This is a genomic window from Brevibacterium sp. 'Marine' (assembly GCF_012844365.1).
Lineage (GTDB): Bacteria > Actinomycetota > Actinomycetes > Actinomycetales > Brevibacteriaceae > Brevibacterium.
In genome coordinates, this window is sequence record NZ_CP051626.1 from 4,045,431 (window position 1) to 4,059,804 (window position 14,374).

The window sequence follows — 14,374 nt, forward strand, 5'->3', positions numbered from 1 at the left end:
GTCGTGTCTCGGCCGCGCCTGCTGTCGGCCCCTTCGCCGACCGCGACCGTGGAGTTCGTGCTCCTGCCCCCAGTGTCCGCCAGAGGTTTGCTGAAGAAAAGCGAATCTTCTTCATCCGAAACGTGCAATACTATTGCATGATCGATCCGCGTCTCCACGTCCTTCGGGTCCTTGCCGAAGTCGGCACCCTCACCGAGGCGGCACACCGCCTCGGATACACCCCTTCGGCCGTATCGCACCAGCTCAGAGGCTTATCAAAGGATCTCGGTGTGCGTGTCGTCGAACCGCGCGGCCGCGGACTCGTCCTCACTCGTGCCGGTCAGCTCCTCCTCGAACGCTCGCAGGAGCTCTTCACCCGGTGGGAGGAGATCCGCGGTGAGCTCGACGGCCTCGGCACCGGTCTCGACACACGCACCAGGCGGCTGCGTCTGTGCGGATTCTCCACTGCCGCGGCCGCTCTGCTTCCCCCGACTGCCCTGACGGTGATGGAGCGGTTCCCGGGCGCCGAGGTCACGATCATCGAAGCCGATCCCGAGGAGTGCTTCGACCTCCTCGTCTCCGACCACGCCGATGTCGCCGTAGTCGTGGCCACCGACCCGCTGCCACCACGCAGCGATCCTCGTTTCGAGCAGTCGGCGCTATTCAGCGATCGCCTCGATCTGCTGGTTCCCGTGGGACACCGTCTGGCAGAGAAGTCGGCGGTGGCGTTGAGCGAGGCGGCCGAAGAATCCTGGATCCTCGATCGGGCGGGTTCGCCGTATCACCGCCTGGTGCGCACGGCGTGCGCGGCGGCCGGCTTCCAGCCGGAACAGGCACACCAGTCACGCGAGTGGGAGACGGGGGCATCGTTGGTCTCGGCGGGGCTCGGGGTCGCGCTCATTCCTCGCCTGGCACGCCTGCCGGACGGCTTCGATGTGGTGCGTGTGCCGTTGCGCGGTGATCCGGTGCCGTCGCGGAAGATCCTCTCGGGCATCCGCCGCGGTTCGGGCGCTCAGCCGATCATCGCCTCGGCATTGGAGGTCCTCCGGGAGTCTGCTGAAACGGCGGCCCGCCAGGGGGCCTGACCATCCAGACCTGCGGTCGCATTCGGCGTCGCTTCCTCGCGACGACTGTGGTGAGGACGATCCCGGCGATCAGCACCAGAACGGATACGCCGACCACAGCGAATCCGGTGGTGTAGAAACCGGAGGCGAAATCATCGAAGGCGTCGACGTTGCCGCCGCCTCCGAGGAGGAACAGGAACATCGGGATGACGAGGATGCACAGCCCCACGCCGAGTCCGAGGACTCCGGCGATGATGAGGAGGATTCCCGGCACGACGGACGGTTTCTTCGCAGGCACGCCCTGCGGCGGAAACCCACCGGGCTGGATCATCTGCGGGTGATACGTCATCCGGGCCTCCTTCGTCTCTTCCGATCCTATCGGGACTCGAAACCTCCGATCCTATCGGGGACTCGAAACCACGCCATGACCTGCGCGTAGAGTTGAAGCACAGACTTCGAAAGACGGGCACCACGATGGACGATATGACCGCCGACGATCGGTCCAACCAGGTCGACAACGAAACTCACACTTCCGCACCCGGGGGCACGGCCGCCTCGGCGCGAGGTGGGACGCTCAAACGGACGATCGGCCTGAGCGAACTCGTCTTCTTCGGTCTCGTCTTCATCGGCCCGGCGGCCGCCGTCGGGGTGTTCGGCACTCTCGATGCCCGGTCGGGCGGTGCGGTGGCGTTGGTCTATACCGTCGCCACGATCGTCATGGCCTTCACCGCGGTCAGCTATATGCGCATGTCACGGGAGGTCCCCCGCGCGGGCACGGTCTTCGCCTACGCCTCGGCGGGAATCGGGAAACCGGCCGGCTTCGTCGCCGGGTGGATGATCCTCCTCGACTATCTCTTCATCCCCTCGGTCGCCTATCTGTTCACCGGGATCGCGCTGAACTCGATCTTCCCGGCCCTGCCTGTCTGGGTGTTCGTGGCCGTCGCCGTCGTGCTGACCACCGGGCTCAATCTCGCCGGGGTCAAGGTCGCCTCCCGGGTGATCACCGGGGTCGTCCTCGCCGAGGTGGCCGTCCTCGCCCTGGTCCTCGTCCTCGGCATCGCATACCTCATCCAGCATGGGCCGACGCGGGGATGGCTGACCCCGCTGACCGGGGTCGATGCGTTCTCCGTGACTGCGGTGCTCGCGGCCGTGTCCGTAGCCGTGCTGTCGTATCTCGGCTTCGATTCGCTTGCGACGTTCTCCGAGGAGGCCAAGGGCGGGCCGCGAATCGTCGGCCGGGCCACGCTGATCTGCCTCGTATTGGCCGGCGTCTTCTTCGTCGCGCAGACCTGGGCGGGCAGTCTGCTCTCACCGTTGACCCCGGCGGAGCTGCAGGCCGATCCCGCACTCGAGGGAGCCGCTTACTACGAAGCCGTCGATTCGACGCTGGGATCGTGGCTGCACTGGCTGCTCGCCCTGGCGAAGGCCGTGGGCGCAGCGTTCTCCGCGATGATCGGTCAGGCCGCCGGCTCCCGCATCCTCATGGACATGGGACGGTCGCGTCAGGTGCCGAAATTCCTCGCCGAGGTGGCCCCGAAGACCGGTGTGCCGTGGAAGGGGATCCTCGTGGCCGCCGGCGGCAATGTCATCGTGGCCGGGTGGGCGGCGACCCGTGCCGATGGCCTCGACCAGCTGACCTCGATCGTCAACGTCGGCGCGCTGACGGCGTTCATCTTCCTTCAGGCCTCGGTGGTCGGCTACTTCCTCGTGAAGAAGCAGGGCAGCGAGACTCCGAACTGGGTCAATCACGGCGTCATTCCGATCATCGGCGCCGGACTGCTCATCGCCGTGCTCGTCAGCGCGAATCCTCTGGCCCTGGTCATCGGCGCGATCTGGCTCGTCATCGGCATTGCGGTGTTCTCGGTGAACAATCGGCGGCGAATCCACGGTTGAGCCGCCTCGGCGAGAGTCCGTCAGTCCTGCAGGCGGGTCGTTCCGTCGTGGCCGCCGGAGGTGTTGAGCTGTTTGGCGTAGCAGCTGTCGGGGCCGAGGCCATGCGATGAGCACCAGGACAGAGCATCATCAGGGTCGTCGTAGCCGATGCCGACGACGGTGACCCAGAAGTTGTCTTCTTTGAAGCTGCTGAAATCGCCGGACCAGATGAGCTTCACGCGGGGAAACTCTTCGCGCAGCCCTTCGAATTCTTCGAGGATCGCTTCTTCGTCCCAGGTCTTTCCCTCGGCTTCGAGGCCGACCTTCTTCGAACTCAGCTGCGGCACCCATTTGCCGTTGAGTTCGCTCTTCGCTGTCTGTCCATCGGAGTCGGCGAGCTGTTTGAGTGCCTCCTTCGGGTCGTCGGGCAGCGCCGATTCGGTCTCCGTGGGTTCGGGTGAATTGCTGGCCGCAGCCGAACCGTCATCGCTGGCAGCGTTTGTCGGTTCGTCGGTGGAGGCGACGGTGGCGGAGTCCTCGGGATCTTTCGAGAAGAATTTCGCCGCACCCCATCCGATGCCCACACCGAGAACGATCACGATGACGGCGAAGAGGGCAATCATTCCGCCGCGCTTCTTCTGCGCTGGCGGTCCGGCCTGCTGATACGGTCCCGGACCGTAGCCGTAGGGCTGTTGCTGGTATGCAGCTTGGCCGGACTGTGGAGGCATTCCATTGGCGGCCGCGCAGCCGCCGGGGAAAGGCTGGGCGCCCTGAGCCGGGGAGGGTCCGCTCTGCTGGTGAGGAGGCTGACCGCTGCGATGAGGCGGGCCGCTCTGCGAGTGCGGGGTCTGGATATAGGGGCGCTGCGGCTGAGGTGACTGTGGAGGCGGTGGAGGGGTGCCCCAACCGTTGCCCGCCTGAGGTCCTGACTGCGGATTCGGCAGGGATCCCGGCTGAGTTCCGGGCTGCGAGGACCATTGGCTTCCCGACCGGTCGTTGACGTCCCATTCGTTCTCATCCCCGCGCCCGGGAGGGTTCGTACTCATCCGCAACTCCAGATAGATCACGCCGTATTTCAGAAAAAGTCCTAATAGAGAACTTCTCTTGCATTAACAGCCTAATATAAGTTGTGAACTACACATGCTTGATCTGCTCAGTGGATTGTTTCAATTTGAATTACATTGCGGAGCTGTCGGGCAACTGCACTTGAGGACTGGGTATGCACGACGAATCCGACGAGACGACACCGACCGCCGCCGAGGATCCGAAGGATCAGACCGCCGAGGACCAGGAGAGCCCCGAAGACGAGGTTCCGGACGCTGCCGAGACCTCCGATGATCCCGCACCTCAGGATGATGAGGCCACCGGCGAGACTGCTCGCTGGGCGCCGCCGGAAGACGGCACGCCCACCACCGAGCAGACCGTCGACCCATACCGACAAGACCCCTACCAGCAGGTGCCCTATCAGCACGCCCCCGACCAGCACGCCCCTCACCAGCAGAGCCCCTTCCAATCCGGCCCTATGCCCTACCCTGCGCCGCCGGACTACCCGGCGAATGCCCCGAAGTCGAAGTTCGCCTCGGCGCTGGCAAAGGGAGCGACCTGGAAGACGGCGCTGATCCCGCCGGGGATCGCCCTCCTCGGCGGCATCATCGTCTCCATCATCCTCACCGTCATCCTCACGTCGATGTCGGAGTTCGGCTCTCTGACCGAGGAGACCGGCCTCAACCTCGACAGCCTCAACTACGCCCTGCCATTCATGCTCATGGCTCTGTCGCTGTTCGGTTCGGCCGCGCTGCGCCTGGACATCAATGCCCCTGACAGCTTCAACGCCCAATTGGGCATCTTCACGACCGGCGCACCCTTGGTGGTCACCATCGTCACCGTGGGTCTGCTGTGGTGGATGACGAAATTGAGCGAACGCCGCTCCCCCGCGCCCAACCGGGTGTCCACGTGGATCCGCATCGGGGTCGCGACCCTGGCGATGACGCTTGTGCTCTTCCTCCTCCAGGTCATCTTCGCCGCCCGCGCTTCCGCCTTCGAAGAGGAAGGATCGTTCACCTTCACCTTTTCGGCGGTCACCGCCCGATCGTTCTTCCTGCCCCTGCTCGTCATCCTCATCACGAGCATCGCCGGCCGTGTCGCCGGGCATTTCAAGGGCACCGAGGCGATCGGTGCACCATTCCTGCGCTGGGCAGTCCCACCTCTGCTGGTGACCTGGATCCACCTCGCCCTCACCGTGGCCGTGTTCTCGAACGTCGCGCTCTCCGTCCTGCCGCTGTCCGTCGAGATGCCGGGCCAGCTGGTGCCGCTGACGTTTATCAACATGGGCCTCATCCTCACGTCCCTGACCCACCTCGGCGGAATCAGCGCCACCGCCCAGGGCGACCTGGGCGCCTATTCTGACACCTTCTCCGAGAGCCTCACCCTGTTCAGCCGCGAGGCACCCGGTCTGCTGTGGCTGGGCCTGCTCGTCGTCGCGGCCGCGGTGCTGATCGCGACGATCGTCGCCACCGTCACCCGGCGTCCGGCCTGGACCGTGATCGAGCAGGACAAGCAGCAGTGGTCGAATGCGTGGAAGCTGCCGGTGGCGTTCTGCCTCGTCTGGGGTCTGTTGTCACTGCTGGCCATCCCCGCGAACCTGTCGATGTCCGGATCCGCCGAGGCGGCCATGTTCTTCGGCGGATCCGGTGCGGCCCGTGCCGGGATCGGCCCCCTGGCCTGGACGTTCCTCATCTTCGCCCTCTGGGGCGGGATCATCGAGGTGCTTTCGCGCACCCTCGGCCCGCGGCTCGCCCTCACCTTCCCCGCCGTGGCACGGATCGCCGCCGGACGGACCGTGCACCCGCACTGGGGACCGTACCTGGGCATGAGCGAACCGCAGTTCGCGTTCGTCCATCCCGATCTGGCTCGAGCCGCCGCTCCGACGCCACCGCCGGTCGCCCCCGGACCCGGCGAGGTCGGGCCATACGGGGCGGGCGGGTTCGGGCCACAGGGACCTGCCGGCTATCAGAGTCCGCCCGCATCGCCGAATACGTTCGACTCGCAGGGCCAACCGCCCCATCCACAGCAGGGTCCGCAGCAGTTCTCGGATCCGGTCGGTCCGCAGCAGCATCCGGCACCGTCCGACCAGCAGCCCTATGCCTATCCGCAGGGCGCCCCCGGTCAGCCGGCCTATTCGGCCCCGCAGGGTTCGGCCGGGCAGCAGTCACACTCGGCTCCGCAGGGAATGTACGCCGCGCAGCCGTATGCGGGCCCGGCCAAACCCTTCGACAAGAGGAAGACGACGCTCGTATCGGTCGTCGCCGGAGGTGCTGTCCTCCTCCTCGTGGCCGCACTCATCGTCGTCACCCAACTCAACGGACACATGTTCGGTCCCGAAGCGACGGTGGAGAAGTACTTCTCAGAGCTCTCGGACGGCGACGCCGAGGGTGCCCTCGAGGTCGCTGACGTCGACGTTCCACAGGAAGCACGAACCCTGCTGACCAACGATGTCCTCGGCGGCTCCAAGGCACTGCCCGACGATGTCACCGTCGAGGATGCCGAGATCTCCGGAGACACGGCGACGGTCGCGGTCACCTATGACGTCGGCGGCTCCAAGGGCAACAGCACTTTGACCCTGAACAAAGCCGGAAAGAAGGCGGTGTTCTTCGACGACTGGGCGCTCAAGAGTCCCGACCTGCTCACTCTCACCGTCGATACTCCCGGCCTCAAGAAGGTCAAGGTCAACGGAATCGACGTCGACAGCGACGGGTCGACACTGTCCCTGCCGGCCTTCCCCGGTCTCTACACGATCGACCTGGCCGAGAAGTCCGATCTCATCACCGCGGACGCGGTCGAGGTGCGGGCCTTCCTCGGCGATGACGCGAACATGGAGGGTGAGGACACGCCGCTGCTCGCCGCCCATCCCTCGGACGCGTTCCGCAGCGAGGTCGACAAACAGGTCAAGACCCTTATCGACAGCTGCGCGAAGAAGACGGTCGCCCAGCCCGACGGGTGTCCGTTCGGATCCTCTCTGGCCGACAGCTATGACGCCACCGGCCTCACCTGGTCGATCTCGTCATATCCGACGGTCACCGTCGCCGATGACTCCATGGGCGCCGACCAGTATTCGAACCCCGAGGACGCGACCGGTCCGAACGGCGGTCCGGCGTGGCTGATCTCCTCGAACACCTCCGGTGAGGCGCTCGTGACCGGCAGCTACGACATGTTCGACGAGTCCGAGCCCTTCGATGACACCGTGACCTTCGACCTCAACGGCACGGCAGAGATCGTCGACGGCAAGATCGTCATCACCGTCAGCGACGACCCCTGGGACTGGTGACCGAGGCAGCGTGACCCGGCCCAGGGCACGCCGTTCAGTCGATGAAGATCGTCGAGGCGGTGCTGCTGATCCGGTCCACGAGCCCCAGTCCTTCGTCGACGTAGGCGGCGCGTTCGTCGGCGGGGACCATCGCCCCACCGGTGAGCCACACGAGGTGGACGCCGGTCGGGGACTGAGCCGCCGCGTCACCCGTCCGCCACGGAATGGTCAGCCCGACGGTCGCAGAGGGTTCGACATCGATGCCTTCGGTCTCATGGAGCACGCCGACTCCTGCCCGGATGACCTCGTCGGGGACCGCGGCGAACCCGGAGATGAGCGGCCCGATCGTCGGTCCGATGAAGCGTGACGGGCGGGCGACCGCCAGTCCGTCGGCGGCAGTGGCTCCGGACAACCCGATGTCCTGCACGGAGATGTCGCTGTGCCGACCGGTGCGCACGCCGAGGAACATCGCCGGTGCCTGGCTCGGTTCGACGAAGACGCAGCGCACCGCAGTGCCGAACACCCGCTTGAGCCCGAAGGTCACTCCCCCGGGACCGCCGCCTATGCCGCACGGCAGATAGACGGTGAGCGGATTCTGCTCGTCGATGGTGACGCCTGCGGCCGCGAACTGGCGCTCCAGCCGCAGGGCAGCCACCGAATATCCGGCGAAGAGGCTCACCGAGTCCTCGTCGTCGACGAAGTGCGTGTTCTCGGCTGCCTCGGCCGAGGCACGGCCGGCCTCGACGGCCTCGACGAAGTCACCGGCATGTTCGATGACGTCGACCCCGTGGTCGCGCAGCATCGTCTTCTTCCATTCCCGGGCGTCGGCGGACATATGCACCGAGGCGGCGAAGCCGAGGCGAGCGCTCAGGATCCCGATCGACAGCCCGAGGTTCCCAGTCGAGCCCACGACGATGCGGTGGTTCGCGGCGATCTCACGAAACTCACGATTCGAATAGGTGGCGGGATCATGAGCGTCGAGTCCATGGTCGGCGGCGACCGCCTCGGCGAATTCGAGCACCTCGTGGAAGCCGCCGCGGGCCTTGATCGACCCGCTCACCGGCAGACAGTCGTCACGTTTGAGCCACAGCCGTCCGCCCAAGTCGGATCCGAACAGACCGCCGAGGCGGCGCTGCGCCGCAGGCGCCGGAACCAGAGCCGATTCGATCAACCCGCCGCCTGCCTCCGGGAACGCTGATGCGAGCTCGGCCGGAATGGTCGCCGTCTCCGGGAAGGTCTCGGCGAACCAGGGGGCGAAGCGGTCGAACCGGGCTGCCGCGCAATCCATCACGTCACCGAGGTCGGGCAGGGCCGCCTCGGTGCCGGTGGAGCGGAGCCACGTGGTCGGAGTACCCGAGGCCAGGGATCGGATGATCTCGTCGGTGCTGAGTTCGTCAGGCAGGTCGGTCATGCACCGATCGTAGCCCGGCGGGGTGCGGGCCTCAGCTCTTGACGATCTTCTTCGCGGGTTCGAGGACGTCGGCGAGTTCGTTCAGCCATTTCGCGTAGCCGTCATAAGTGTAGGCGCGTTTGTCGTCCCAGGTGCCGAGCTGGTCCTCCTTGACCGCGGGCAGGCTCTCGTACACCGGATTGTCCTCGTAGTCGGTCGAGGCGTCGTGGACGAGGACGACGTCGGCCGGGTAGTCCGACATCTTCTCCCAGGAGACTTCTGCCCAACTGCTCTCTCCCTTAGCGTCGGGGCCGACGAGGGTGAGCCCGTCCTCGTTGAGCATCTCGGCGACGCCCAGGGAGTTCGAGGTGTAGTTGATCTCCGCGGTGAAGTTCGCCAGCAACACTGTCAGCTGGTCCTGCTTCTTCGCCACGCTGCGGATGCGTGCCCGAGCGTCGTCGAAGGCCTTCCGCTTGTCCGCGATGGCGCCGGTGTCTGTGTCCTTGCCCAGCGCCTCGGCGATGGCCGCGTACTGAGCGAACATCGCGTCGGGGCCCTGCCCGCCGAGCTTGACCGGGACGAACGGCACGAGCTCGCTGACCTGGCTTTTCACCTTCTCGTCCCACCAGGTCCACCCGTCGCCGGCTTCATTGCCGTAGGCGACGAGGATGTCCGGCTCGGCAACCGCGAGGGCCTCGATATCGAGTTCCATATCGGTGCCGACGACCTCGACTCCTTCCGAGTCGAAGGACTTCCCCGGGGACTCGTTCTGTCCGAACCCGAAGACCGCGACCGGCGTGATTCCGTACTGCGCGAGACCGGCTGCCGAATAGAAGTCCGCGGCGATGCGCTTCGCCGGACGGTCGAGTTCGATCGTCAGCCCGTCATAGCCTTCGGGCGAATACGTGAAGTTCGAGTTGCTGCCCGCAGTGCCAGACGCGCCGTCACCCGCATCGCCATCGGCTTCGCCGCGGCAGCCGACGAGGGCGAACGGGGCGAGAACGGACAGGGCAAGGAGCTGACGACGACGCATCGAGAGCCTTTCGGTGGGCGTCCCCGCAGGGACGGAACTGGTGCGCCTGTAGTGACGCCGGGACCACCGTAGCACTATTTGGAAAGGCTAGCCTTACTAAATTAGAGTAGAGTAGCGTTGCGGATGTTGACGTATCCACGACAGCTGCACACACGAACACAACGCGTCCCCGCGGGGACGCCCTCACGACCGCGCGGTCGTGGGAGGCGAAGGAGAATCAGTGTCACGAGCCCCCATCGGTGCCTTCGAAGCAGAGGTCCTCGCCGTCGACAACCTCAGCCCGTCCTTCCGTCGGGTGACTTTCGGGGGTGCGGGACTCGGGGAATTCGGCCCGAACACCCACCCTCGTGACCTGCGGATCAAACTCGTCATCCCTCCTCAGCGTGCCGCTGCGCCGCAGTTCGATCTGCCGGGATTCCTCACCGAGCAGGAAGCCGCTGGAGTGTCCTGGTACCAGGCCTGGCTGCAGGTCAGCCCCGACGTGCGCGGAGCGATGCGCACCTACACCGTGCGCGAATGGAACGATGCCGAGCGCAGACTCGTCATCGACATGGTCCTCCACACCGATGAGCATGGTCATTCGGGCCCGGCAGCCGAGTGGGCCGAAGCCGCCGAGGTGGGGCACCGCCTCCATATCATCGGTCCCTCCCGTGCCTCGGAGACTCCGTGCGCCGGGATCGAGTTCGCCCCGGGAGATGCCCATCAGATCCTCCTCGCCGGCGACGAGACCGCTGTGCCCGCCATCGCCTCGATCCTCGATTCGCTCAAGGACAGCCAGGCGCAGGGCAAGGCCGTTCTCGAGGTCCCGAGCGCCGAGGACATCATCGACATGACCATTCCCACCGGCTTCGAGGTCGAATGGCTACCGCGCGGGCAGGCCGACTTCGGTCAGCTGCTCGAACCTGCCGTCCGCGAGGCGGTGCGTGCGGAGACCCGGACCCCCGTCGGGGCCGGAGCGGCGGGGTCGACCGGCGGTCTGAGTGGTCAGGTCCGGGATCTCGACGATGTCAACATCGACGAAGAGATCCTCTGGGATGTTCCCGCAGCCCTCACCGAGGCGGCTCAGGGCAGTTCGAGTGCCACGAACAAGGACGACCGCCCCTTCTATGCCTGGATCGCCGGAGAGGCCGGACCGGTCAAGCGTCTGCGCCGCTACCTCGTCCAGGAAGTCGGAGTCGACCGCAAGCAGATCGCGTTCATGGGCTACTGGCGTCAGGGCAAGGCCGAGGGCTGAGCCCTCAGACCCTGCCCGACTGAACTCTCAGACCCTGCTGGGCTGACCCGGCGAGCGTCGCAGAGCTCCGATGATCTGCGGCCCGATCGCGGCAGCCGCGCCGGCCAGGCACAGCACTCCGCCGACTGCGGCCAGCGGAGGCGGGACCTCTCCGAGAACGATCCACGCCATCACAACAACGATCGCGGGAACGAGGAGACTCGACGAGCTGAGCAGTCCCGCCGGCAGGTGCTTGAGCGCATATCCCCAGAGGTTGAAGGCAATGGCGGTCGGCACGACCCCCAGGTAGACGATCTGCAGCGTCATCTCGACGGGTGCTGCGGCCACCTCGTCGATGAGGCCGGGAGCGAAGACGAGACTGACGAGCGCGCCGATGAGGATTCCCATCCAGGTCACGGTCACCGAGTCCTCTCCGGACAGGAAGTGCTTCTGCAGCAGCACGCAGGAGGCGTAGAGCACTGCGGCGACGAGGCTGAGGACAAGGCCGCCGACAGTGAAGAAGCCGGTGAAGCTGGCGGCCGTGATCAGCCCGATTCCGAGCAGAGAGACGATGATGCCGATGAGCAGGCGCTTCGGCAGCCCTTCTCCGAAGACGAGACCGGCGAAGACGGCGATGATCAGCGGTGCGATATTGACGATCATCGAGGCGGTTCCGGCATCGATCGACCGTTCCGCCGCGTTGAGGACGACGACATAGGCAGAGAACCAGGCGATGCCCCAGAGGATGAGAATCAGCCATACGACCTTGCCGGAAGGGAACCGCGGACGACGGAAGAGCATCCAGGCGGAGAGCACCACGGCTGCGGACGCGCCCCGCAGCAGCGCCATCGGACCAGGAGAGAAGATTTCGCCGGCGTCGCGGATGACGACGAAGGACGACGCCCAGAAGGTCATGGTGAGCAGGGCGGCAATCCACGGGAGAAGACGAGGAGCTGTCGTCAGGCGGGGATTCGGACTCGCGACTCGCATGCTGAGGGCTGATCTGTTCATAGGCACGATTATTCGTCTCCTGACTGTGAAAGAAAAGCGCACACTATTGCACAACTGTCCACGAAGTGCGTACGGTTCGAATGTGTACACCGTTGCTCACCTGAAGTCGTTCAAATCGGTCGCCCTCACCGGGTCCGTCCGATCCGCCGCGCAGCATCTCGGGCTCTCCCCGTCCGCGGTCAGCCATCACCTCAAACTTCTCGAACAGGAGACGGGGCTGACTCTGTTTCAGCGACAGGGACGCGGTCTGTGCCTGACCGACACCGGATCGGCGATCATGCCCGACGTCGACTCCGTGCTCGAGAGCTCCGGACGCTTGGGCCAATGCATCGCCGACCTGCATGAGAATCGAATCGGGTACCTGTCGATCGGGTACTTCGCGACGGCGGGAACTCGGTGGCTGCCGGAACTCGTTGCCTACCTCGAGAACCGTCATCCCGATGTCACGGTGCAGCTCAATCTGGCTGAGGGCCCCTGGACCGAGTTCCCCTCCGATCTGCACGTGGTGATCTCGGAGAAGAAGAACCCTGAGTTTCCGCAGCAGGTGAAGAGTCATTTCCTCACCGAGGATCCCTATGTCGTCGCCGTTCCTGAGGACCACCCGCTGTCATCTCGTGAGGAAGTGAGTCTCGGCGAATTGGAGAGTCACTCCTGGATCGACAATGACACGGCGGACGGCCCGTGCCGAAAGATCCTCTTCGATGCCTGCTCCCGTGCAGGAGTGAGAGTGCACTTCAAACATGAAGCGCACAGCTTCGTCACGGCGCTGCACATGGTCAGCCGTGGCCTCGGGCTGACCATACTGCCCAGGCTCGGTGTCGAACCTCTGACTCCCGGAGTGACCATCATCCGGCTGACAGCGCCCGAACCGATCCGCTTCATCCACGCGATCTGCGATCCGGGCCACCCGCAGCAGGAACTCATCGAGGATGCGGTCACAGCCCTGCGCGAGCTCGCCACCAGCTGACGAGAGGACGGCTCTGCCCTGCCTTCCGGGCATGCCGAAGCGACGTGTGCACCCTTTGTCCGAGGGCTCGGCCTCCCTCAGATCTCGGCGAGCATCTTTCCGGGGTTGAGGATGCCCAGCGGGTCGAGCGCGTTCTTCACGGCCAGCTGGATTCGTCGTGATCCTTCGTCGAATTCGTTCGGCAGCCAAGCGCGCTTGAGGAACCCGACCCCGTGTTCGCCGGTGATCGTGCCGCCGAGTTCGAGGCCGACGCGCATGATCTCTGCGAACACCTCTTCGGCCTTCGCGGTCGCGGCGGCATCGCTTGAGTCGAAGAACACCGATGGGTGCATATTGCCGTCGCCGGCGTGGGCGACGAGGGCGATCTCGAGTCCGGATGATGACCGCAGTTCGGTGAGCCGGTCACAGAATTCGGGCACAGCCGTGCGCGGCAGGCAGACATCGTCGAGCAGCTGACCGCCGCCGTGGGCGCTCGCGAACTTCTCGTAGGCCGGTTGGATCATCCGCCGCGCGGTGATGAGAGCCGCCGAGTCGCTCGGATCGTCCGAGTACGCAACGTCGAGGGCGCCGCAGCGTTCGGCCACCTCGGTGAAGGTCGACATCGCGGCTTCCGCATCGGTCGGGTTGTCGTCGACCTGCATGATGAGCATCGACCCGGCATCGCCGTCGAGGCCGAAGTCGCCGTAGTCGTTGAGCATGCGCAGGCTGGCCCCGTCGAGGAATTCGAATAAGCTCGGCACCCCGCCGCCGGCCATGAAGTCGGCGACGGTCTGCAGTCCGCTGCGCTCATCCGGGAAGGTCGCGATCGCGGTGAACGGCTCGGGCAGGGCGGGCACGAGGCGCAGCGTCGCTTCGACGACGATGCCCAGGGTGCCTTCGGAGCCGATGAAGAGATGGCGCATATCGAGTCCGGCCACACCCTTGGCCGTCTGCGGGCCGAGCGTGGTGATGGTCCCGTCGGCGAGTACGACTGTGAGCGATCGGACATAGTCCCTGGTCACACCGTATTTGACGCAGCAGAGTCCGCCGGCATTCGTTGCGATGTTCCCGCCGATCGATGACAGTGCCACCGATCCGGGATCCGGCGGGTAGGACAGTCCGAACGGGGAGAGGTGGTCCTTGAGGTCCTGGTTGATGATGCCCGGTTGGACGGTGACGAGGCGCTCGGCCTCGTTGACGGCCACGACGTCGTTCATCTTCGACACATTGAGCAGGATCGCTCCCGGTGAGGCGTTCGCGCCTCCCGAGATCCCGGACCTCGCCCCCTGCGGGACGACCGGCACCCGATGTGCACTGGCGAAGGCCATGACCTCTTGGACGTCTTCCGCCGAGGTGGCCCTGACCAGGGCGATCGCCCCTTCCCTCGGACAGAACAGGGCTTCGTCGCTGGAGTGGGCGTCGATGACATCGGGATCCGTCGTCAGCGCTCCGTCGCTCAGTCGTGCGGCGAGTCCGTCGAGTGCCGCCGGGTCGAGGGCGGGAAAGTCGGGTGCTATGGACGTCGGGGTCGTCAATTCTGCTCCTCGGATCGGTTGGTCGAAG

The 14,374-nt window shown here is 65.7% G+C and carries 11 protein-coding genes; 5 read left to right on the top strand and 6 right to left on the bottom strand.

The features are described 5' to 3' along the window. The first annotated feature begins 137 nt into the window (after nucleotides 1-137). Complete coding sequence (locus tag HF684_RS18105; protein WP_169253618.1) at nucleotides 138-1,064, top strand: LysR family transcriptional regulator; 927 nt, start codon at nucleotides 138-140, stop codon at nucleotides 1,062-1,064. Here the strand turns inward: HF684_RS18105 and HF684_RS18110 are convergent. Further along, nucleotides 1,000-1,392: a hypothetical protein gene (locus HF684_RS18110; RefSeq protein WP_169253619.1), complete on the bottom strand. Its 393-nt coding sequence runs from the start codon at nucleotides 1,390-1,392 to the stop codon at nucleotides 1,000-1,002. The genes HF684_RS18105 and HF684_RS18110 overlap by 65 nt on opposite strands. A gap of 134 nt (nucleotides 1,393-1,526) precedes the next feature. On the opposite strand from HF684_RS18110, the gene HF684_RS18115 reads away from it, so the two are divergent. Next, the gene (locus tag HF684_RS18115; protein WP_169253620.1) at nucleotides 1,527-2,936 is read left to right on the top strand and encodes an APC family permease; all 1,410 of its coding nucleotides are present in this window, start codon (nucleotides 1,527-1,529) and stop codon (nucleotides 2,934-2,936) included. A 20-nt stretch (nucleotides 2,937-2,956) separates the two neighbouring features. On the opposite strand, the gene HF684_RS18880 is transcribed toward HF684_RS18115, so the two are convergent. Continuing rightward, nucleotides 2,957-3,961, bottom strand: a complete 1,005-nt coding sequence (locus HF684_RS18880) for a hypothetical protein (RefSeq protein ID WP_248279029.1) — start codon at nucleotides 3,959-3,961, stop codon at nucleotides 2,957-2,959. 173 nt (nucleotides 3,962-4,134) lie between these two features. Here HF684_RS18880 and HF684_RS18125 point away from each other — a divergent pair, with 173 nt between their 5' ends. After that, nucleotides 4,135-7,239, top strand: coding sequence for a hypothetical protein (locus HF684_RS18125; protein ID WP_248279030.1), 3,105 nt, complete (start codon nucleotides 4,135-4,137; stop codon nucleotides 7,237-7,239). A gap of 34 nt (nucleotides 7,240-7,273) precedes the next feature. Here the strand turns inward: HF684_RS18125 and HF684_RS18130 are convergent, their stop codons facing one another. Together HF684_RS18130 and HF684_RS18135 are read right to left on the bottom strand one after the other, a co-directional pair. Further along, on the bottom strand, nucleotides 7,274-8,629 hold the full coding sequence (locus HF684_RS18130) for a D-serine ammonia-lyase (protein ID WP_169253621.1): 1,356 nt from the start codon (nucleotides 8,627-8,629) through the stop codon (nucleotides 7,274-7,276). Between the two features lie 31 nt (nucleotides 8,630-8,660). After that, nucleotides 8,661-9,641, bottom strand: coding sequence for an ABC transporter substrate-binding protein (locus HF684_RS18135; RefSeq protein WP_169253622.1), 981 nt, complete (start codon nucleotides 9,639-9,641; stop codon nucleotides 8,661-8,663). A 220-nt stretch (nucleotides 9,642-9,861) separates the two neighbouring features. On the opposite strand from HF684_RS18135, the gene HF684_RS18140 reads away from it, so the two are divergent. Continuing rightward, nucleotides 9,862-10,875, top strand: coding sequence for a siderophore-interacting protein (locus HF684_RS18140; RefSeq protein ID WP_169253623.1), 1,014 nt, complete (start codon nucleotides 9,862-9,864; stop codon nucleotides 10,873-10,875). A 27-nt stretch (nucleotides 10,876-10,902) separates the two neighbouring features. On the opposite strand, the gene HF684_RS18145 is transcribed toward HF684_RS18140, so the two are convergent. Continuing rightward, on the bottom strand, nucleotides 10,903-11,865 hold the full coding sequence (locus HF684_RS18145; protein WP_248279031.1) for a DMT family transporter: 963 nt from the start codon (nucleotides 11,863-11,865) through the stop codon (nucleotides 10,903-10,905). 82 nt (nucleotides 11,866-11,947) lie between these two features. Between HF684_RS18145 and HF684_RS18150 the strand changes: the two genes are divergently transcribed. Further along, on the top strand, nucleotides 11,948-12,832 hold the full coding sequence (locus tag HF684_RS18150; RefSeq protein WP_169253624.1) for a LysR family transcriptional regulator: 885 nt from the start codon (nucleotides 11,948-11,950) through the stop codon (nucleotides 12,830-12,832). Nucleotides 12,833-12,909: 77 nt separating this feature from the next. On the opposite strand, the gene HF684_RS18155 is transcribed toward HF684_RS18150, so the two are convergent. Next, nucleotides 12,910-14,346, bottom strand: a complete 1,437-nt coding sequence (locus HF684_RS18155) for an FAD-linked oxidase C-terminal domain-containing protein (RefSeq protein WP_248279032.1) — start codon at nucleotides 14,344-14,346, stop codon at nucleotides 12,910-12,912. Between the last annotated feature and the right edge of the window lie 28 nt (nucleotides 14,347-14,374).